The organism is Kribbella sp. NPDC050281 (assembly GCF_040655855.1).
Taxonomy (GTDB): domain Bacteria; phylum Actinomycetota; class Actinomycetes; order Propionibacteriales; family Kribbellaceae; genus Kribbella.
Genome location: NZ_JBFAKS010000049.1, coordinates 1 through 18,802, shown reverse-complemented (window position 1 = coordinate 18,802; position 18,802 = coordinate 1). Strand labels below are relative to the sequence as shown.

General features: G+C 68.6%; 24 protein-coding genes. 18 read left to right on the top strand and 6 right to left on the bottom strand.

Annotated elements, in window-relative coordinates:
• Positions 1 to 2: 2 nt before the first annotated feature.
• Positions 3 to 494: a GNAT family N-acetyltransferase gene (locus AB0I34_RS37745; RefSeq protein WP_360455163.1), complete on the top strand. Its 492-nt coding sequence runs from the start codon at positions 3 to 5 to the stop codon at positions 492 to 494.
• On the opposite strand, the gene AB0I34_RS37740 is transcribed toward AB0I34_RS37745, so the two are convergent.
• The 5 genes from AB0I34_RS37740 to AB0I34_RS37720 form a co-directional block, all read right to left on the bottom strand.
• On the bottom strand, positions 473 to 775 hold the full coding sequence (locus AB0I34_RS37740; protein ID WP_360455160.1) for a DUF6458 family protein: 303 nt from the start codon (positions 773 to 775) through the stop codon (positions 473 to 475). The genes AB0I34_RS37745 and AB0I34_RS37740 overlap by 22 nt on opposite strands.
• Positions 776 to 859: 84 nt before the next feature.
• Positions 860 to 2,023 carry an acyl-CoA dehydrogenase family protein gene (locus AB0I34_RS37735; RefSeq protein ID WP_360455158.1) on the bottom strand — a complete coding sequence of 388 codons (1,164 nt, stop codon included), beginning with the start codon at positions 2,021 to 2,023 and terminating at the stop codon, positions 860 to 862.
• Between the two features lie 54 nt (positions 2,024 to 2,077).
• Entirely contained in the window at positions 2,078 to 2,563 is a 486-nt protein-coding gene (locus tag AB0I34_RS37730; protein ID WP_360455155.1) for an NUDIX domain-containing protein, read from the bottom strand.
• Complete coding sequence (locus tag AB0I34_RS37725; protein ID WP_360455152.1) at positions 2,560 to 3,135, bottom strand: DUF1707 domain-containing protein; 576 nt, start codon at positions 3,133 to 3,135, stop codon at positions 2,560 to 2,562. The genes AB0I34_RS37730 and AB0I34_RS37725 overlap by 4 nt, the downstream gene beginning before the upstream one ends.
• Before the next feature lie 38 nt (positions 3,136 to 3,173).
• Positions 3,174 to 3,896, bottom strand: a complete 723-nt coding sequence (locus AB0I34_RS37720) for a type 1 glutamine amidotransferase (protein WP_360455149.1) — start codon at positions 3,894 to 3,896, stop codon at positions 3,174 to 3,176.
• An 89-nt stretch (positions 3,897 to 3,985) separates the two neighbouring features.
• Here AB0I34_RS37720 and AB0I34_RS37715 point away from each other — a divergent pair, with 89 nt between their 5' ends.
• The 5 genes from AB0I34_RS37715 to AB0I34_RS37695 are packed head-to-tail and all read left to right on the top strand — an operon-like array spanning position 3,986 to position 9,143.
• Positions 3,986 to 4,840, top strand: a complete 855-nt coding sequence (locus AB0I34_RS37715) for an FHA domain-containing protein (protein ID WP_360455146.1) — start codon at positions 3,986 to 3,988, stop codon at positions 4,838 to 4,840.
• 46 nt (positions 4,841 to 4,886) lie between these two features.
• Positions 4,887 to 6,098, top strand: a complete 1,212-nt coding sequence (gene dxr, locus AB0I34_RS37710; protein ID WP_360455143.1) for a 1-deoxy-D-xylulose-5-phosphate reductoisomerase — start codon at positions 4,887 to 4,889, stop codon at positions 6,096 to 6,098.
• On the top strand, positions 6,095 to 7,405 hold the full coding sequence (locus AB0I34_RS37705; protein ID WP_360455141.1) for a M50 family metallopeptidase: 1,311 nt from the start codon (positions 6,095 to 6,097) through the stop codon (positions 7,403 to 7,405). Before dxr ends, AB0I34_RS37705 begins: the two co-directional genes overlap by 4 nt.
• 24 nt (positions 7,406 to 7,429) lie before the next feature.
• Positions 7,430 to 8,581, top strand: coding sequence for a flavodoxin-dependent (E)-4-hydroxy-3-methylbut-2-enyl-diphosphate synthase (gene ispG / locus AB0I34_RS37700; protein WP_360455138.1), 1,152 nt, complete (start codon positions 7,430 to 7,432; stop codon positions 8,579 to 8,581).
• Between the two features lie 13 nt (positions 8,582 to 8,594).
• Positions 8,595 to 9,143: a nucleosidase gene (locus tag AB0I34_RS37695; RefSeq protein ID WP_360455136.1), complete on the top strand. Its 549-nt coding sequence runs from the start codon at positions 8,595 to 8,597 to the stop codon at positions 9,141 to 9,143.
• On the opposite strand, the gene AB0I34_RS37690 is transcribed toward AB0I34_RS37695, so the two are convergent.
• Positions 9,124 to 9,630 carry an NUDIX domain-containing protein gene (locus tag AB0I34_RS37690; RefSeq protein WP_360455133.1) on the bottom strand — a complete coding sequence of 169 codons (507 nt, stop codon included), beginning with the start codon at positions 9,628 to 9,630 and terminating at the stop codon, positions 9,124 to 9,126. The two genes, AB0I34_RS37695 and AB0I34_RS37690, sit on opposite strands and share 20 nt — an antisense overlap.
• 106 nt (positions 9,631 to 9,736) lie before the next feature.
• Between AB0I34_RS37690 and AB0I34_RS37685 the strand changes: the two genes are divergently transcribed.
• The 12 genes from AB0I34_RS37685 to AB0I34_RS37630 all read left to right on the top strand — a co-directional run bounded on the left by AB0I34_RS37685 (position 9,737) and on the right by AB0I34_RS37630 (position 18,779).
• Positions 9,737 to 10,522, top strand: coding sequence for a cyclase family protein (locus AB0I34_RS37685; protein WP_360455130.1), 786 nt, complete (start codon positions 9,737 to 9,739; stop codon positions 10,520 to 10,522).
• Positions 10,519 to 12,129 (top strand): thiamine pyrophosphate-binding protein, encoded by a 1,611-nt coding sequence (locus AB0I34_RS37680; protein WP_360455127.1) that lies wholly within the window; start codon positions 10,519 to 10,521, stop codon positions 12,127 to 12,129. The genes AB0I34_RS37685 and AB0I34_RS37680 overlap by 4 nt, the downstream gene beginning before the upstream one ends.
• An 81-nt stretch (positions 12,130 to 12,210) precedes the next feature.
• On the top strand, positions 12,211 to 12,579 hold the full coding sequence (locus AB0I34_RS37675; RefSeq protein WP_360455124.1) for a MerR family transcriptional regulator: 369 nt from the start codon (positions 12,211 to 12,213) through the stop codon (positions 12,577 to 12,579).
• Complete coding sequence (trxA, locus tag AB0I34_RS37670) at positions 12,576 to 12,911, top strand: thioredoxin (protein WP_360455122.1); 336 nt, start codon at positions 12,576 to 12,578, stop codon at positions 12,909 to 12,911. The genes AB0I34_RS37675 and trxA overlap by 4 nt, the downstream gene beginning before the upstream one ends.
• 164 nt (positions 12,912 to 13,075) lie before the next feature.
• Positions 13,076 to 13,240 carry a CopG family transcriptional regulator gene (locus AB0I34_RS37665; RefSeq protein ID WP_360455119.1) on the top strand — a complete coding sequence of 55 codons (165 nt, stop codon included), beginning with the start codon at positions 13,076 to 13,078 and terminating at the stop codon, positions 13,238 to 13,240.
• A complete protein-coding gene (locus AB0I34_RS37660) occupies positions 13,237 to 13,884 on the top strand; it encodes a VOC family protein (RefSeq protein WP_360455116.1) in 648 nt (215 codons plus the stop codon). The genes AB0I34_RS37665 and AB0I34_RS37660 overlap by 4 nt, the downstream gene beginning before the upstream one ends.
• A complete protein-coding gene (locus AB0I34_RS37655; protein ID WP_360455113.1) occupies positions 13,881 to 14,363 on the top strand; it encodes a GNAT family N-acetyltransferase in 483 nt (160 codons plus the stop codon). Before AB0I34_RS37660 ends, AB0I34_RS37655 begins: the two co-directional genes overlap by 4 nt.
• Positions 14,364 to 14,381: 18 nt before the next feature.
• Positions 14,382 to 15,638, top strand: a complete 1,257-nt coding sequence (locus AB0I34_RS37650) for an MFS transporter (protein ID WP_360455110.1) — start codon at positions 14,382 to 14,384, stop codon at positions 15,636 to 15,638.
• A 69-nt stretch (positions 15,639 to 15,707) separates the two neighbouring features.
• The gene (locus tag AB0I34_RS37645; protein WP_360455107.1) at positions 15,708 to 16,532 is read left to right on the top strand and encodes a GNAT family N-acetyltransferase; all 825 of its coding nucleotides are present in this window, start codon (positions 15,708 to 15,710) and stop codon (positions 16,530 to 16,532) included.
• A 90-nt stretch (positions 16,533 to 16,622) separates the two neighbouring features.
• Positions 16,623 to 17,933 carry a M14 family zinc carboxypeptidase gene (locus AB0I34_RS37640; RefSeq protein WP_360455104.1) on the top strand — a complete coding sequence of 437 codons (1,311 nt, stop codon included), beginning with the start codon at positions 16,623 to 16,625 and terminating at the stop codon, positions 17,931 to 17,933.
• Between the two features lie 10 nt (positions 17,934 to 17,943).
• The gene (locus AB0I34_RS37635) at positions 17,944 to 18,315 is read left to right on the top strand and encodes a hypothetical protein (protein WP_360455101.1); all 372 of its coding nucleotides are present in this window, start codon (positions 17,944 to 17,946) and stop codon (positions 18,313 to 18,315) included.
• Between the two features lie 110 nt (positions 18,316 to 18,425).
• Positions 18,426 to 18,779: a YciI family protein gene (locus tag AB0I34_RS37630; protein WP_360455098.1), complete on the top strand. Its 354-nt coding sequence runs from the start codon at positions 18,426 to 18,428 to the stop codon at positions 18,777 to 18,779.
• Positions 18,780 to 18,802 lie beyond the last annotated feature (23 nt).

Sequence of the window (18,802 nt, the reverse complement as noted above, 5' to 3'; positions counted from 1 at the left end):
GAATGGACATCAGACCCGCGACCCCCGCCGATGTCGAACAGCTGATCGCAGGCGTCGCCGAGTATCCGGCAGCGCAGCACCACCTCCGCGCCCGCTGGGACATCCAGGAAGGTGGCGACGGTCTGTTCCTGCTGGCCCACCGCGACGGCGAGATCGTCGGGCAGACGATGCTGCTCAGGGAGTCGAAGTACGCCGAGGTCCGCGCCGACGCGGATCCGGCCGAGATCAACGCCCTCAGCGCCGTCGTCCACAACCAAGGCATCGGTACGGCGATCATCCGCGTCGCCGAGGCGATCGCGGGGGAGTGGAACAAACCCGCCATCGGCCTGGCCGTCGGCGCCGACAACCCCAAGGCCCGCAGGCTGTACGAGCGCCTGGACTATCGGCCGTGGTCAGGCCCGCCCGTCGTCGACGAATGGACCGAGCAGGCTGCCGACGGCACGGTGGTCCGCACCCACGCGGACGAGTGTGACTACTTCCTCAAGTCTTTGTGATCCCCGCGCAGGTGCGTCGGGGTGACGTCGATGGGATGGTCGGCGACCTGGTCGGGCGGGGTGGTGTTGTACTGCTTCTCGACGTCCGGGTCGATCACCACGACGTCATCATGCCCCCGGCGCCGGTTGGCCAGCCGGTACGACAGCCAGATTCCGGCGGCGCCACCGAGCATGATGATGATCCCCAGGGCGGTGAGGTTCAGAGTGTCGGACGTGTCTCGCACGGCGAACGCGATGATGGCTCCCGCCGCGATGAGCGCGATTCCGGCCCCGATCCTCATACCGGCTCCTTCCTGACCTCCCGAAGCGGTCACGTTGAGTAGCTGATCTCACTCCTGGTACCCGATCAGCCCCTCGACCATGCGTCAGCGGAAGGCGGCGTGCCCGGTCAGCGCCTGGCCGATGACGAGCTGGTGGACCTCCGAGGTGCCTTCGTAGGTGAGGACGGACTCGAGATTGTTGGCGTGCCGCATGATCGGGTACTCGCCGCTGATGCCGTTCGCGGCCAGGATCGTGCGGCACTCGCGGGCGATCGCGATCGCCTCGCGGACGTTGTTGAGCTTGCCGACGCTGACCTGCTCCGGGCGCAGTGTGCCCTTCTCCTTGAGCCGGCCGAGATGGACGGCGAGCAGGATGCCCTTGTTCAGCTCGACCGCCATGTCGGCGAGCTTGGCCTGGGTCAGCTGGTACGCCGCCAGCGGCTTGTCGAACACGATCCGCTCACCGGCGTACGCGATCGTCGTCTCCAGGCAGTCGCGGGCCGCGCCCATCGCGCCGAAGATGATGCCGAAGCGGGCCTCGTTCAAGCAGCCGAGCGGCCCGGACAGGCCGCGTGCCTCGGGCAGCATCGCGGACGCCGGCAGCCGTACGTCTTCCAGCACCAGTTCCGACGTGACCGACGCCCGCAGCGACATCTTCTGCTTGATCTCCGGTGCGGAGAAGCCAGGAGTCGTGGTCGGTACGACGAAGCCGCGTACGCCGTCGTCGGTCCGGGCCCACACCACCGCGACATCGGCCACGGAGCCGTTGGTGATCCACATCTTCGAACCGTTCAGCACCCAGTCGTCTCCGTCGCGGCGGGCGTTCGTACGCATGCCGGCCGGGTTCGAGCCGAAGTCGGGCTCGGTCAGGCCGAAGCAGCCGATCGCCTCGCCCGCCGACATCCGGGGGAGCCATTCATCCTTCTGCTCGTCACTGCCGTACTTCCAGATCGCGTACATCGCCAGCGACCCCTGCACCGACACCAGCGACCGCATCCCGGAGTCCGCCGCCTCGATCTCCAGGCAGGCGAGTCCATACGCGACGGGGCCGACCCCGGCGCACCCGTAGCCGGTCAGATGCATCCCGAGGAACCCGAGCGCCCCCAGCTCCTTCGCCAGCTCCCGCGCCGGGATGCTCGCCGTCTCGAACCACTCCGGCAACGCCGGCCGCAACCGCTCGTCCGCGAACCGCCGAGCCGTCGCCCGGACGTCGACCTCCTCCTCGGTCAGCAACGAGTCGACATCCACGAGATCCAGCGAAACGGTCATACCCGAACGCTAACCTGTCGCCGCCGCACCGCGGTGGTGTGGAAAGCCACATGCTCACTTGACGATCAAGGTGCCGTCGAACGCGTCGAGATCCGCCAAGGTCTCCCGGTAGACGGATCGCAGTGGTGGCAGCCCGGACCGTGGAAAGAACCGCGCGTCCCGGGTCTCGTCGGTCTCGGTGGTCAGCGTCCCGCTCCAGCGGTCGACCCGGAAGACGACCGTGAACATCTGGTGCTGCCCGCCGTAGGCGTTGGTGAACCAGTACTGCGGACCCGTGTACAGCGCGATCGGCGTCGCCGACTCCACGATCAGTCCGGTCTCTTCCGACACCTCGCGGACGAGCGCATCCCAGATCGACTCGCCCAGCTCGAGCCCTCCGGCCGGCATCACCCAGGTGTCGTCGTCGCTGCGGCGGACCAGCAGTACGTCGCCCGTGTCGTCGACGATCACGGCACGCGGGCCCGGTGTGATGATCCGCTGATCGCCGACGTGCGTGCGCAGGATGCCGGCGTACGACTGCTCGAACGGGGCGGCCGTCACTTCCGGTACCAGGGCCACCACCAGTGGCGTTTGCGGGGGTGGCGGATCACGATGCTGCCGTGGCGGGCCTGGCCGGTCACGTGCAGGCGTACACCGCCGGACCTCGGTGGACCGGCCTTGTTCTTCGCACTGCTGTGGACCATGTCGACCTGGTCGATGTCGACGCTCCAGCCTTCCGGAATCACCATCACGACCGAGCTGTGCTTGGCGTGCGCGTCGACGTGGATCACGCTCCAGTGCACCACCGCGTCGGTGAAGTCGAGCTTCACCGAGGAGTGCTCCGCGATCGCCGTCATCCGCTCCGGCACGGTCCAGGCGCCCTCACGCTTCTGCGCGCTGTGCTTCGCCCGGAGCGTGAGCTCGGCGGCGCTGCCGTGTGCGACCGGCACGAGATCGGCTGTCGCGTTGCGCAACTCCACTTGGGTCTTGGCCGTGTAGACCTGGGTCAGCCGCTCGTCCAGCTCCTGGAAGTCCAGCCGCCCGTCGGTGTGTGCTTCCTGGACAACGGCGGCGGCGCGCTCACGATCGTTGTCGGACGCCCGTTGCCCGGGCGGCGGCTGCTCCAGACTCATGCCCCCAAAGGTAGCGCCGCTACCGGTCCCTCCGGACGTCAGTCGGCAAGATCCAGGAACCGGCCGAAGACCGTCGACCAGGTCTGGTCCAGCTCGGCCTCGTGCCGCTCGGCGCCGGCGACGACCTCCTCGGGCACGAATCCCCACGAGCGCAGGGTTTCCGGGTTCCAGCGCCGTACTCGCTCGGCGGCGACCTCCGGGTGGAACTGGACGCCCCAGCTGCGGCCGATGCGGAGCATCTGGTGGGGGCAGCGCTCGCTGGACATCAGCAGAACGGCGTCGGCCGGGAGTCGGGTGATCTGATCCTGGTGGCTCTCAATCGCACGGACGGTCGACGGCAGACCGGTGAGCAGCGGGTCGTCCTCGGCGCCGGGCAGCAGCTTCAGTTCGGTGACGCCCTTCTCGGGCAGTCCGTACTTGCCGCGGACCTCACCGCCGAAGGTGTGCGCGATCAGCTGAGCGCCCAGGCAGATGCCGAGGACCGGCGCACGGTCGTGCTCAGTGGTGGTCCGCAGCAACTCCCGCTCGGCCTTCAGCCACGGCTTGGCATCGTCGGCGTCGGGCAGCATTCCGCCGCCGAGCAGGATCAGTGCGGCATGGCCGTCGATGCCTGCGGGAATCGGCTCGCCGTCCCAGGCACGGACGACGACGGGTGAGAACCCCCGTCCCTCGAGCCAGTCGAGCAACCGGCCCGGACCACTGCCCGGATCGTTCTCGATGATCAGCACTGTCTTGGTGTGGCGAGTGGCGGCAGGAGACACAAGCCCTAAAGATATGCCACCGGCGGCACACCGGACACCGCCGTACCGGAGTGGTGGTTCCGCGATACTGAGTTGCTGGGGGTGTGCGGATGGAGCCGATCAGTGGGTTCGTGAGGGCCGTGGTGGGAGACGTGAACTTCACCTTCGGCAAAGGCATGGTGGCTGCGTTCCTCGAGGCGCGCGGCAAGGCACGTGCGTCCGGTGGCGACCGGTCCGTCCAGCCGCAGTTGGACGTGCTGATCAGAGCGCACGGCCAGTACGAGCCGTTGTTCATCCCGGCCGGCACAGTGCCGGCGGTGGATCGGTTGGCGGGGTTGGAGCAGGCCGAGCCGGCGCCGCAACTGACTGTCGAGTTCACTCCGGGCGACGGTGGTGCGCAGGCACACCTCACGGCGAACGATCCGGTGCTCGTAACCATCACCGATGTCAGTCACCCGGAGTTCGACGCTGTGGTGTTGACCACGTCGCTCGGCGGTGCGACGTACGCGCGGCTGCCTCCGGGGTACTACCACGTGTCCGCTGTCGTGATCGACGAGTCCGAGGACCTGCTGCTCGGGTACGGCGCTCAGCACAACCTGCACCTGGCGAGTGGTGACGACCTGCTCCTGTCGCTGGCGATTCACACCGAGGGTATGGCGGAGATCGAGGCTGCGCTGGCGGCACCACGGCAGCCGGTGCTGGTGGGTCCGGACGGGGACGCGATGCCGATCCTCGACCTGGTGCTGATCGGCCGGTCGTCGGACTGCGACCTGATCCTGGACCACCCGCAGGTGAGCCGGCACCACGCCGAGTTGCTCCGGATCGACCAGGTCACCTTCGAACTCCGCGACCTCGGCTCGACCAACGGCACCACCGTCAACGGCGTACCGGTCCGCAGCATCCACGTGGGCGACGGCGACGAAATCCGCCTCGGCAACTTCCCCCTCCTCCTGTACCTCTCCTAGAACCACCACCTCGTCACCTTGTGTGTTCACCTGGGACAATGGCCGGGTGAATCCGCGATCCGTTGTCATCCTCGGCTCTACCGGCTCTGTGGGGACCCAGGCGCTCGAGTTGATCGGGCGCAACCGCGAGCGATTCCGGGTGGTCGCGCTCTCGGCGGGCGGGAGCAACGTCGGTCTGCTCGCCGCGCAGGCGCTGGAGTTCGGGGTCGAAGTGGTCGCGGTGGCCAAGGCGACGGTCGCCCAGGACCTGCAGCTCGCGTTCTACGCCGAGGCACAGCGCCAGGGGTACGCGCAGGGTGAGTTCCGCATCCCGAAGATCATCACCGGCCCGGACGCGTCCAGCGAGCTCGCGGCGATGCCGTGTGACGTGGTCCTCAACGGCATCACCGGCTCGGTCGGACTGCAGCCGACGCTCACGGCGCTCGACGCGGGGACGACGCTCGCACTGGCCAACAAGGAGTCACTGGTGATCGGCGGCCCGCTGGTCACCCGCCGGGTCAAGCCCGGGCAGATCGTGCCGGTCGACTCCGAGCACAGCGCGATCGCGCAGTGCCTGCGCGGCGGAACGGCCGACGAGGTACGCCGTCTGGTGGTGACCGCGAGCGGCGGTCCGTTCCGGGGCCGGTCGCGGGCCGAGATGGCCGACGTCACCCCGGAGCAGGCGATGAACCACCCGACCTGGGACATGGGTCCGGTGATCACGATCAACTCGGCCAATCTCGTGAACAAGGGCCTCGAAGTGATCGAGGCGCACCTGCTGTACGGGCTGCCGATGAGCCGGATCGAGGTGGTCGTGCACCCGCAGTCGATCGTGCACTCGATGGTGGAGTTCGTGGACGGCGCGACCATGGTCCAGGCGTCGCCGCCCGACATGCGGTTGCCGATCGCGCTCGCGCTCGGCTGGCCCGACCGGATTCCGGACGTGGCGCCGGCCTGTGACTGGACCACGGCGAGCAGTTGGGAGTTCGAGCCGCTCGACGACGAGGCCTTCCCGGCGGTCCAGCTGGCCCGGGAGGCGGGGACCCGCGGCGGCACCGCCCCGGCCGTGCTGAACGCGGCGAACGAGGTCTGTGTCCAGGCGTTCCGGGACGGCCGGCTGCCGTTCCTGGCGATCGTCGACACCGTGGCCCGGGTAGTGACCGAACACGACGTACCCTCGTATGAGGAATTGTCCATCGACGACGTACTGGCCGCGGACGGCTGGGCCCGTGCCCGGGCCCGTGAACTCACCGGCGTACAGGAGACCACCAAGGCATGACCGCGCTTCTCACTCTCCTCGGCATCGTGCTGTTCGCGGCCGGCATCCTGATCTCGGTCGCACTGCACGAAATGGGCCACATGCTGCCCGCCAAGGCCTTCGGGATGAAGGTGTCGCAGTTCTTCGTCGGCTTCGGCCGGACCGTGTGGTCCACCAAGCGCGGCGAGACCGAGTACGGCCTGAAGCTGATCCCGGCCGGCGGGTTCGTCCGGATCATCGGCATGATGCCGCCCGCCAAGGGCGATGACCCGACCAAGGTGCGCAAGGCCAACACCGGCCCGATCCAGTCGATGGTCGAGAACGCCCGTACCGCGGACTACGAGACGATCGCGCCCGAGGACAACGGCCGGCTGTTCTACCAGAAGGTGTGGTGGAAGAAGCTGATCGTGATGGCGTCCGGGCCGCTGGTCAACGTGGTGATCGCGTTCGTGCTGTTCGGCGGCCTGTTCATGCTGTACGGCGCCAACGTCGCGCAGACGACCGTGGCCACGGTCACCGACTGTGTGATCCCGGCCTCGCAGGCGTCGACCGACCGCAAGTGCGTCGACACCGACAAGGTGTCGCCGGCCAAGGAGGCCGGGTTCCAGGTCGGCGACAAGATCGTCGCGTTCAACGGCACCGCGATCTCCAGCTGGGACCAGCTGACCCCGCTGATCCGGGCCAACACCGACAAGTCCGCCACCATCGTTGTCGAGCGCAACGGTCAGCGGACCACGCTGCAGACCCACACGATCGTCAACCAGGTCCCCGACGAGGCGGGCTCGGACAAGATCGTCTCGGTCGGGTTCCTCGGCGTCTCGCCGGAGATGAAGACCGAGCGGCAGGACTTCGGGTTCGTGGTCAGCAAGATGGGCGAGCTGACCGTGGCGACCGTGAAAGCGATCGGGAACTTCCCGCAGAAGCTGGTCGGCGTAGCCAAGGCGATCGGCGGCGGCGAGCGCGACGAGAACAGCCCGATGAGCGTCGTCGGCGCCAGCCGGGTGGCCGGCGAGATCGCGTCCAACCAGTCGCTGACGGCCGGCTCGCGGATCGCGTTCCTGATCTCGCTGCTCGCCTCGCTGAACCTGTTCCTTGCCTTGTTCAACTTCATCCCGCTGCTACCGCTGGACGGCGGACACATGATCGGCGCGATCTGGGAGGGCATCCGGCGCGGCTTCGCCAAGCTGTTCGGCCGGCCCGACCCCGGGTACGTCGACGTGGCCAAGCTGCTCCCGATCGCGTACGTCGCGGCCAGTGTGATCGTGGTGATGGGCGTCCTGCTCGTCATCGCCGACATCGTCAACCCGATCCGTCTCTTCAACGGCTGACCCTCACCCAACGGTTAAGGACACATGAGCATCAACCTGGGCATGCCCGCGCTGCCGCCGCCGACCCTTGCCCCGCGCCGCAAGACCCGCCAGATCAAGGTGGGCAAAGTGCTGGTGGGTGGGGACGCGCCGGTCTCGGTGCAGTCGATGACGACCACGAAGACGCACGAGGTCAACACGACGCTGCAGCAGATCGCGGAGCTGACCGCGGCCGGCTGCGACATCGTCCGGGTCGCCTGTCCGCGGCAGGAGGACGCCGACGCACTGGCGGAGATCGCCCAGCACTCGCAGATCCCGGTCATCGCCGACATCCACTTCCAGCCGAGCTACGTCTTCGCCGCGATCGAGGCGGGATGTGCGGCGGTCCGGGTGAACCCGGGCAACATCCGCAAGTTCGACGACCAGGTGAAGGAGATCGCGCAGGCCGCGAAGGACCACGGGACGTCACTGCGGATCGGCGTGAACGCCGGCTCGCTGGATCCGCGGCTGCTGCAGAAGTACGGCAAGGCGACGCCGGAGGCGCTGGCCGAGTCGGCCGTCTGGGAGGCGTCACTGTTCGAGGAGCACGACTTCCACGACTTCAAGATCTCCGTGAAGCACAACGACCCGGTCATCATGGTCCGCGCGTACGAGCTGCTGGCCGAGCAAGGTGACTGGCCGCTGCATCTCGGCGTGACCGAGGCCGGGCCGGCGTTCCAGGGCACGATCAAGTCGTCGGTGGCCTTCGGCGCGCTGCTGTCGAAGGGCATCGGCGACACGATCCGGGTGTCGCTGTCCGCGCCGCCGGTCGAGGAGGTCAAGGTCGGCCTGCAGATCCTGCAGTCGCTGAACCTGCGCGAGCGCAAGCTCGAGATCGTCTCCTGCCCGTCCTGCGGCCGCGCCCAGGTGGACGTCTACACGCTGGCCGAGCAGGTCACGGCCGGCTTGGAGGGGATGGAGGTCCCGCTCCGCGTCGCTGTCATGGGCTGCGTCGTCAACGGCCCCGGTGAGGCCCGCGAGGCCGACCTCGGCGTGGCCTCCGGCAACGGCAAGGGCCAGATCTTCGTCAAGGGCGAGGTCATCAAGACCGTCCCCGAAGCCGCCATCGTCGAGACCCTGATCGAAGAAGCCATGCGCATCGCCGAGGAAATGGGCGAGACCGCAGACCCCGGCACCCCCACCGTCACCGCAGGCTGACATCAGTCCTGCCGTGAACGAGTACGTCGTGGTGAGTGCTGTGGCGGGGGAGGCTCGGTATGTGCCGGCCGGGGTGCAGGTGGTGGTGACTGGGGTGGGGAAGACTGCGGCGGCGGTGGCTACCTCGCGGATGCTGGCGGGGCGGGACACCTCTGAGTTGGTGGTGCTGAATGTTGGCACCACCGGAGCGCTCAGAGATGGGATGTCGGGGTTGTATTTGCCGAGCACGGTGATCAATCACGATGTGAATGCGGAGGCGATCCGGGCGATCGGACTGGATCCGCAGGACGAGTTGCACGTCGAGGGCGGCGACGGGACGGTGCTGGCGTCGGGGGACGTGTTCGTGACGGATCCCGTCGTACGGGCGCGGCTCGCGGAGCGGGCGCAACTGGTCGACATGGAGGCGTACGGCGTCGTCTACGCCTGCCGCGAGTACGGCGTACCGGTGCGGGTCGTGAAGCATGTGTCGGACTCGGCCGACGAGGCGGCGCTCGACTGGCCGGCGCTCGTGGATGCCAGCGCGAAGATCCTGGGGGAGTGGGTCAGCGACTACGTGCGCTGAGCCACTCCAGTACGGCGATCTCCCGCACCAGCCACCGCATCACGCCGACCCCACTGGCGAGCACAGCCCGGTTGGCCGCGAGCGCGAAATCCACCGTGACCCACTGCGGCGTGAGCTCCAACTCCGCCTCGTACCCCTCCAACTGCTGCCCATCACGAGCCGACCCACCCGTGCATGAGAAGTAGTGCGACGTCATCCCGAAGACGTCGTACGCCGCCTCGATCGCCGGCACCTCCTCCCTGGTCGTGCCGAGTTCGGTGCCGACCGCAACATCGACGTACCCGCACTCCTCGTGGAACTCCCGCTGCAGGGCCTCCGCGAATGACTCACCCGGATCCACCCCGCCGCCGGGGAACTTGTAGTCGCCGTGGCGCGAGGCGAGGAGTAGCAACTCCCGCCCGCGGAAGAGCACACCTCGGACCGCGGTCCGCTCGACCAGCCGTCCGCCAGGCGAGAGTTCGGGCGAACGAAAGGTCGCCAGCAGCATGCGGCCAATGCTGCCTGACCCATGACGCTGGGCGAAATCCTGGACGAGGTGACGGTCGTCGCCCTAGCGTCGGGGGGTCTCGTACGCCACTGTTCTGGAGGTCCACATGACCGGCTCGTCGCCCTTGTCGGTACTCGTCGCAGCACTCGCCGATGGGTCGGTCGAGGTGGTGGACCTGACGTCGCCGCTGTCCGCGTCGACGCCGGTCATCCAGCTCCCGCCGGAGTTCGGGCAGACGGCGCCGTTCGCACTGGAGGAGATCAGCAGGTACGACGACCGCGGGCCGGCGTGGTACTGGAACAACTTCACCAGCGGCGAGCACACCGGCACCCACTTCGACGCGCCGAACCACTGGGTCACGGGCAAGGACCTCGCCGACGTGGCGTCGGTCCCGGCCCGCAAGCTGATCGCGCCGGCGGTTGTGCTCGACTTCAGCGCCGAGGTCGAGAAGAACCCCGACTTCCTCGTCGAGGTCGACCACCTCAAGGCCTGGGAGGCGGAGAACGTACCGCTGCCCGCCGGCGGCTGGTTGTTCGTGCGCACGGGGTGGGATGCGCGGTCACACTCGCAGGAGGCGTTCCTCAACGCCGACGGGAACGGGCCGCACACGCCGGGCCTGTCGCCGGAGTGCGCGCGATGGGTGGCGCAGGAGTCGCCGGTACTCGGCCTCGGCGTCGAGACCGTCGGCACCGACGCCGGGCAGGCGCACTCGTTCGACCCGCCGTTCCCGTGCCACGCAAACCTGATGGGCAGCGACAAGTACGGATTGACGCAGTTGCAGAACCTGGCCAAGCTGCCGCCGACCGGCGCCGTCGTCATCGCCGGCCCATTGCCGATCGTCAGCGGCTCCGGCGCTCCCGCGCGGGTGCTCGCGCTGGTCGAATCCCGATGAACGTCGCGGTCGCCGTCGGCCGGACGTTGGCGGCCGCGGGTGTCCGCCAGGTGTTCGGCGTGATCGGGTCGGGCAACTTCCACCTCACGAACGCGATGGTGGCCGGCGGCGCGCGGTTCGTCGCCGCGCGGCACGAGGGCGGCGCGGCCACGATGGCAGACGCGTACGCACGGATGAGCGGGACGGTCGCCGCGCTCTCGGTCCATCAGGGCTGCGGCCTGACGAACGCGATGACCGGGATCGCCGAGGCGGCGAAGAGCCGGACGCCGATGGTCGTCGTGGCGGCGGAGGTCACCGAGCCGCGGTCGAACTTTTACGTAGACCAGGAGGCGCTCGCCCGTTCGGTGGGTGCGGTGCCGGTGCGGGTCACCTCGGCGGAGACCGCGGTGGCGGAGGCCCTGGGCGCGGTGGCGACGGCCGTTCGCGAACGCCGTACGGTGCTGCTGAACGTTCCGCTTTCCCTGCAGGCATTGGAGACTGCGGCACCGGCGGTCGCGCCACCGCCTTCAAAGGACCGGGTGGTGCCGGACGCAGCCGAGGCCACCAAGTTGACCGACCTGCTGCGGCATGCGGAGCGACCGGTGTTCGTCGCGGGCCGCGGGTCCCGCGGCCATCGACAAGTCCTTGAATCTCTGGCGGAACGATCCGGCGCGCTCCTCGCGACCTCAGCCGTCGCGCACGGTCTGTTCCAGGGCAACCCATGGTCGCTCGGGATCTCCGGAGGCTTCGCGTCGCCACGGACTGCCGAGCTCATCCGCGCCGCCGACCTCATCGTGGGCTGGGGCTGCGCGCTGAACATGTGGACGACGCGGCACGGCGCGCTCATCGGACCTGACGCGACCGTCGTGCAGGTCGATGACGATGCGACCGCGCTGGGCGTCCACCGCGAGATCCAGGTCGGCGTCACCGGCGACGTCGGGCTCACCGCCACGACGGTGCTCGACGCGTTCGGCGAGCAGCGGGTGGGCTATCGCTCGGCGGAGCTCGGGAGCGTGCGCTGGCGCGACGTGGCGTTCGACGACGAGAGCACGGGGGACCGGATCGATCCACGGACGTTGAGCCTCGCGCTCGACGACCTCCTTCCGGCGGAACGGGTGATCGCCGTCGACTCCGGCAACTTCATGGGCTACCCGAGCGTGTGTCTTTCGGTGCCGGACGAGAACGGCCTCTGCTTCACCCAGGCGTTCCAGTCGGTCGGGCTGGGGCTTGCCACCGCGATCGGTGCCGCGCTGGCGCAGCCGGACCGCCTGCCCGTCGCCGTACTCGGTGACGGCGGTGCGCTGATGAGCGCCGCGGAGCTCGACACCGTACGCCGGCTCGGCCTGCCGATGCTGGTGGTCGTGTACAACGACGACGCGTACGGCGCCGAGGTGCACCACTTCGGTCCCGGCGGGTACCCGTTGAACACGGTGACGTTCCCGCCGACCGACATCGCTGCGATCGGACGCGGGTACGGCTTCGAGGCAGTGACCGTACGCACCGCCGAAGACCTCGCCGCAGTCGCGGACTGGCTGAACGGACCACGGTCCGCACCGATGCTCGTGGACGCGAAGGTCGTCGCGGACCATCCGTCGTGGTGGCTGGAGGAGGCGTTCCGCGGCCACTGACACCGGCGAACGGCATCCGGGCTATTCTGGCTTGACCTTGACCCGAGGGTCAAGGTTTAGCGTCGGAGCGAAGGAGGCGGAATGCGGATCAGCGATCTGGCGGCCGAGGCCGGAGTGACGGTCAAGGCGGTGCGGTACTACGAGTCCCAGGGACTGCTCAAACCCCGGCGCGAGGCCAACGGGTACCGGACGTACGAGCCGGACGACGTGGTCGTGGTGCGCGAGGTGAAGGCGTTGCTGAGCCTCGGGCTGACCGCGGAGCAGACGTACCCATTCATCGAGTGCCTGCGGGCCGGCAACGAGCGGGCGGACGTCTGCCCGGCGTCGCTGACGGCGTACCGGGCCCGGATCGCCGAGGTGGACCAGCGGATCACCGAACTCACCGATCTGCGGGCCCGGCTCACCGACCTCCTGTCCGATGCCGAGAACTGGAGGATGAAGCAACTATGACTGACCTGCAAGCGGTCGACGAGGGGACCTTCGACGACGTGGTGCTGCGCTCGGACAAGCCGGTGCTGGTGGACTTCTGGGCGCAGTGGTGCCCGCCCTGCCACCAGATCGCGCCGCTGCTGGCCCAGGTCGCCGCCGAACGCGCGGACCAACTCACGGTGGTGAAGCTGAACTCCGACGAGAGCCCGGGGATCTCCGCCCGCTACCGCGTCATGGCGTTGCCCACGCTGATGCTGTTCCACCGCGGCGAGGTCATCTGGTCCGTCGTCGGCGCCCGCCCCCGAGCCAAACTCAACAAAGAACTCGACGACGCCCTCCTGGCCGCGGTGTAGAGACTGGCAGCTCCGTCCGGTGGCGGGTTGTTTCATCCCTGACCCGCAACAACCCGCCAGCCAGCAGGTAACCCGCCAGCCAGCCACCTACCCACCACCTGCCGGCGTTCATCGTCGGACTCCTCTGTTGACTGGTAGTTGTCTAGGATGCTAGCAATATAGCCATGAGTGATGACGGCGGCAAGAAGGTGCAGTTCAACGTGTACCTGCCGCCCGAGTTGGTCCGCCGGGTGAAGCACAAGGCGATCGACGAGGCGGCAAGCCTGTCCGCGCTGGTGGAGCAGGCACTGACGGAGTACCTGGACAAGCATGGGGAGGCGCGGGGATGACTGGCGTGGTGATCCGGCCGCTGCGGTTCACGAACGACGTGGACGCGATGCGGGCGTTCCTGGAGACTGTCGGACTGACGGCCCGGATCGAGTCCGAGCGGGGAGGGTGGGCGGTGATGCTCGCGGGGCACGGGATGATCGCGCTGCACGACGCCGCTACCAGTTCGACCGGTGGGCGGCCGGGGCAGACGGACCTGGTCTTCGAGGCCGAGGACGTCGACGCGCTGAAGGCGACGCTGGACAGTACCGGGTACGCCGACGTGTCGATCTGGGACGAGGCGTACGGGCGGGTGCTGTCGGCGATCGCCCCGAACGGGACGAAGTTGTGGGTCGACGAGCGCAGCGAGGACCTGTACGGCTACCGGCTCAACGAGACGCCGCCGGACGAGCGCTGGAGCGTCACGCCGTACCTGGCCGGGACGGACCAGGCGGCCTGGACGCAGATCCTGGACCTCCTCGGGGCGCGACAGCACGTGTACTTCGGTCCAGGGGAGAAGGAGGGCGTGCGGATGGATCTGTCGACCAGCGAGGACCTGGCCGCGGTCCTGCAGCGACTGACGGACGCCGGCTATCAGACGACCCGGACCGGCGACACGCTCGAGGTCGTGGATCCGGACGGGCAGCCGATGGTGGTGCACGGATGATCGCGGTCCGCCGGGCCGAGGTCGGTGACGTCGAGGCGATCCGGCGGATCGGGCTGACGACCTGGCCGGTCGCGTACGGCGGTCTGGTGTCGGACGAGTTCATCACCGACGGACTCGCGCAGTGGTGGTCGCCGGAGGCGGTCGAGCGCGGCATCCGCAACGGCATCACCCTGGTCGCGGCCGAAGGCGAGCAGTTGGTCGGGATCGTCGGCCTCGGCCGTGAGGACGACTTCTGGGTGATGTGGAAGCTCTACGTCCTGCCGGACCAGCAGCGGAAGGGTGTCGGCAAGGCGCTCCTCGACGCGGCAGTCAACGCCTTGCCGGAGGGTACGACGGAACTCCTGCTGGACGTTCTGGTCGGCAATGAGCAGGCGATCGGCTTCTACCGGGCCAACGGGTTCAGCGAGGCACAGAAGACCCCGGACCGCGATCTCGGCGTCGAACTGATGTGGATGAGCCTTGACCTCCAGACGGCTTGAAGTTGCAGAGTGCCCCGCATGACGACGACGATGCCCGACCGACTGCGGGACGATCCGGACTTCCGGCGGTACTGGCTAGCCCGTGCCCTGTCCGTCACGGGGTCGATGGTCACCGCGATCGCATTGCCGGTGCTGGTCTACCGGTTGAGCGGTTCGACCGTCCTCACCGCGCTGGTGTCCGCGCTCGAAGCAGCGCCGTACCTGCTGACGGGTCTGTTCGCCGGCGCGCTCGCCGACCGGTGGAACCGGCGCCGGGTGATGGTGAACTCCGACCTGGTGAACGCAGTGCTGGTCGGCTCGGTCCCGGTCGCGCATCTGCTCGACATGCTGACCGTGGCGCATGTGCTGGTGGTCGCGTTCCTGGTGCAGAGCGTCTACACATTCTTCGACGGCGCGAACTTCGGTGCCCTGCCGGTCCTGGTCGGCCGGGCCCGGGTAGCGCAGGCGAACTCGGTCGTCTGGACGGCGTCCAGCCTGATCGAGTTGTTCGTCCCACCGCTGGCCGGTCTTTCGCTGGCGGTGCTCAATCCGGCGAGCCTGCTGACCCTTGACGCACTGAGCTTCGTCGGGTCGGCTCTCGCGGTCCGCGGGATCATGCGCGCGATGTCCGAGCAGCGGGACGGACGGCAGCCGCTGCGGACGCGGGTGGTCCTCGCCGATATCGCCGAAGGGTTGCGCTACCTGGTCGGGCACGCCGGAGTGCGGACGATGACGATCGTCGGCAGTCTGCAGTCCTTCGCCGGCGGTGGGTTCATGGCACTGATGGTGGTGTGGTGCGACCGAGTTCTGCACGTCGGTACGTCGGGACTCCGCTTCGGAGTCGTGTGGGGGACGTGGGGGATCGGCGGACTGATCGCAGCCGTCGGACTGCCTCGGCTGCTGAAGCGGATGTCGCCGGCCGCGATCACGCTCTACGCACTGCCGGTCTCGGCCCTCCTCGGGATCATCACGCCGATGGCACCGGGCTGGGAGTCGGCCGCGATCGCGCTACTCGTGTGGGGATCGGCGTACGTGCTGGTCATCGTGAACACCATCTCTTACCGTCAGCAGGTGACGCCGGAGCACTTGCTCGGCCGGGTGAACACGGCCGCCCGGATGCTGTCGTGGGGTGTGGGCTGGACGTTCGGATCGGTGGTCGGCGGTGTGCTCGGCAACCACTACGGCGTCCGGACCGGCATGGTGGTGATGGGATCCTTCATCGTCGTCGCGGTCGCCGTGGCCTGGACGTCGCCATTGCGCCGGATCGCGGCCGGGCACGAAGCGACGGTGGCCTGAACCGGTCCAGCCCGGCCCGCCGACGCCCCGTTGCATGCTGATCCGGGGATCATCCGCTAGGTTCTGCGCGTGGGCGTACGGGTTCTCGGTCCTCGTGACCTCGCGGCGGCGCGCGCCGTGATCGCCCGCGACCCGGTGGTCAACGTGTTCGTCGACAGCCTGGTGCAGGCGTCCGGACTCGATCCGCGGCGGGGTGCCGAGGTCTGGGGGTACGTCGAGAAGGGCGACCTCGAGGCACTGTGCCATGCGGGCGGCAACATGGTGCCGGTGGGCGCGGACGACGCGGCCCTGCGCGCGTTCGCGGCGTACGCGTTGCGTCGCGGCCGGAACTGCTTCCAGATCCTCGGACCGGCCCGCGAGGTCGAGCAGCTGTGGACAGCGCTCGAGCCGCACTGGGGTCCGGCCCGCGAGGTGCGCGACAACCAGCCGTTCATGGTCATCGAGGACCCGCCGCTGATCGCCCCGGACCCGCTGGTCCGCCCGGTCGAACCGGTCGAGCTGCCGATCCTCTACCCGGCCTGCGTGGCCATGTACACCGAGGAGGTCGGCGTACCACCGCAGACCGGGCCGGACGGGACGTTCTACCGGTCCCGGGTGGCCGAGCTGATCCGGGCCGGGCGTGCGTTCGCGCGGATCGAGGACGGCCGGGTCGTGTTCAAGGCGGAGGTCGGATCGGTCGGGACCGGGGTGTGCCAGATCCAGGGGGTGTGGGTCGATCCGGAGTTCCGCGGCCGCGGACTGGCCGCGCCGGGGATGGCTGCGGTGGTCGAGCTGGCGCGACAGATCGCGCCGGTGGTGACGCTGTACGTCAACGCGTTCAACGCGCCGGCCCGGGCCGCGTACGAGCGGGTCGGCTTCCGGACGATCGAGACGTTCGCGACGATCTTGTTCTGATACTGCGTGCTCTCCGTGATAGTGCAGTGACCGCGGGTGGGGTTGGCTGAGTCTCTACGCCGCCCCGCCCCGCGGAAGGAATCCCACAGCATGCGAAGGCTTGTCGTTGCCCTGTGCAGCTTTGCCCTGATCCTTGTCTCGCTGACCAGCGTCTCTGCCGCCGCTCCACCGGATCTCTCGTACTACTCGATGCGCCTGCCCGCCGCCCTGTCGGTCGCCGACCTGATCAAGGACGGGTACGACGTTACGCACGGCACCCGGCCGACGGTGGTCGCGACTCCGGCCGAGGCTGAGCACCTGCGCGCACGAGGCGTCGTACTGGGGAAGACCGGGGACGTGTATCACCCGGTACCGCGGTCTGAGCCCGGGGGAGCGACGTACTACGGCGGGTACCACACGGCCGCCGGACACGAGCAGCACAACGCTGCCGTCGCCGCGGCGCACCCGGACCTGGTGAAGCTGTACGACATCGGCGACTCGTGGCTGAAGACGCAGGGACAGGGCGGGCACGATATCCAGGCCCTGTGCATCACCAAGCTGGCCGCCGGCGACTGTGCACTCGACAGCACCGGGAAGAAGCCGAAGTTCGTGCTGCACACCCAGATCCACGCACGCGAACTGGTGACCGGCGAGACCGCGTACCAGTGGATCGACCTGCTGGTCTCGTCGTACGGCAGTGGCCCCGAGATCACCGAGTTGATGGACACCCGTGAGCTGTGGGTCGTGCCGATGGCGAATCCGGACGGCGTCGACGTGGTCGCGTCGAACCCGGACCGGCCGGTCCTGCAGCGCAAGAACGTCGACGACAGCGCCGGCGGCTGCCCCGCGTCGGATGCCGGCGTCGACCTGAACCGCAACTCGTCGTTCCAGTGGAACGTCAACGAGGGTGGGCCGTGCGACGAGACGTACCCAGGTGCCAAGGCGCTGTCGGAGCCGGAGACGATGGCGATCCAGGGTCTGCTGGACAAGCTCTTCGCCGACACCAAGGGCGACATCGACGACCCGGCCGCCGCGAGTACGACGGGTGTCTTCCTCACCCTGCACAGTTTCCGCAACGACATCCTGGCGCCGTGGGGTTACACCAACAACGATGCGCCGAACAAGGCAGCTTTGGTTGCTCTGGGCAAGAAGATGGGTGCGCTCACCGGCTATCCGGTGTCGACCGGCGACGGCGGGGTCGGGTACTTCGCGCCGGGGGCGACGGACGACTGGTTGTACGGCACTCGCGGCGTTCCGTCGTACACGTTCGAGATCGGGCCGGACGGCGGGTCGTGCGGCGGATTCCTGCCGGCGTACTCATGCATGGCGTCGATGTTCTGGCCGACGCTGAAACCCGCGTTGGTGTACGCCGCCCAGGCAGCTGCGACGCCGTACGGCGAGCTGCCGATTACCGTCGGGTAGGCTCCGCGGCATGGCGTCTCGGAGCGGAACCACCACCGGCCTGGCGTTGCTGTTCGGTGTGCTCGGGACGCTGCACTTCGTGAAACCCGAGCCGTTCGAGCAGATCGTGCCCCGGGCGCTGCCGCGGAAGAAGGAACTGGTCTACGCGTCCGGAGCGGCCGAGCTGGCCTGCGCGGCCGGGCTGTTGCACCCGCGGACGCGGCGGGTGGCAGGCCTGGTCAGCGCGGGCCTGCTGGTGGCAGTCTTTCCGGCGAACGTGCAGATGGCAGCGGACCTGCAGCGGAAGGGGTCCCTGCCGGCCAAGGCGGTGGCCTGGGCCCGGCTGCCGCTGCAGCTCCCGCTGATCAGACGGGCATTGAAGGCGGCCCGCGGGGATGGCTGAGCCGCGGTCCCGGAGAATTTCTGCCGATAGCCTGTCGGATCCGGAGTGACGCGTTCGTAGCACGGGTGAGAGGCGGCCGGAGGAAGGTCGCTGGGACTAGGAGTGATGAGATGGCGCGGTACTTGATCTCGTTCGAGCGCGGTGCGATGGACCACATCCCCGACGAGGACTTTCCCCAGGTGGGCAAGGACTCTCACGCGGTGATCCAGGAGATCAGGGACGCCGGCGTGTTCGTCTTCGGCGGCGGACTGAGCTACGACGACGGCGACGTGGAGCACGCCGAGGTGGCCATCGACGGGATGGTCACCGACGGCCCGTACCCGGAGAGCAAGGAGCTCATCGGCGGCGTCACCGTCGTCGACGTACCCACCCGGGAGGAGGCCCTGAAGTGGGCCGCCAAGATCGCGGTCGCCTGCCGCTGTGCGCAGGACGTCCGCAAGTTCATGGACGACCCGGAGATGTGATGCGGCGGCGATCACCCGGGCGC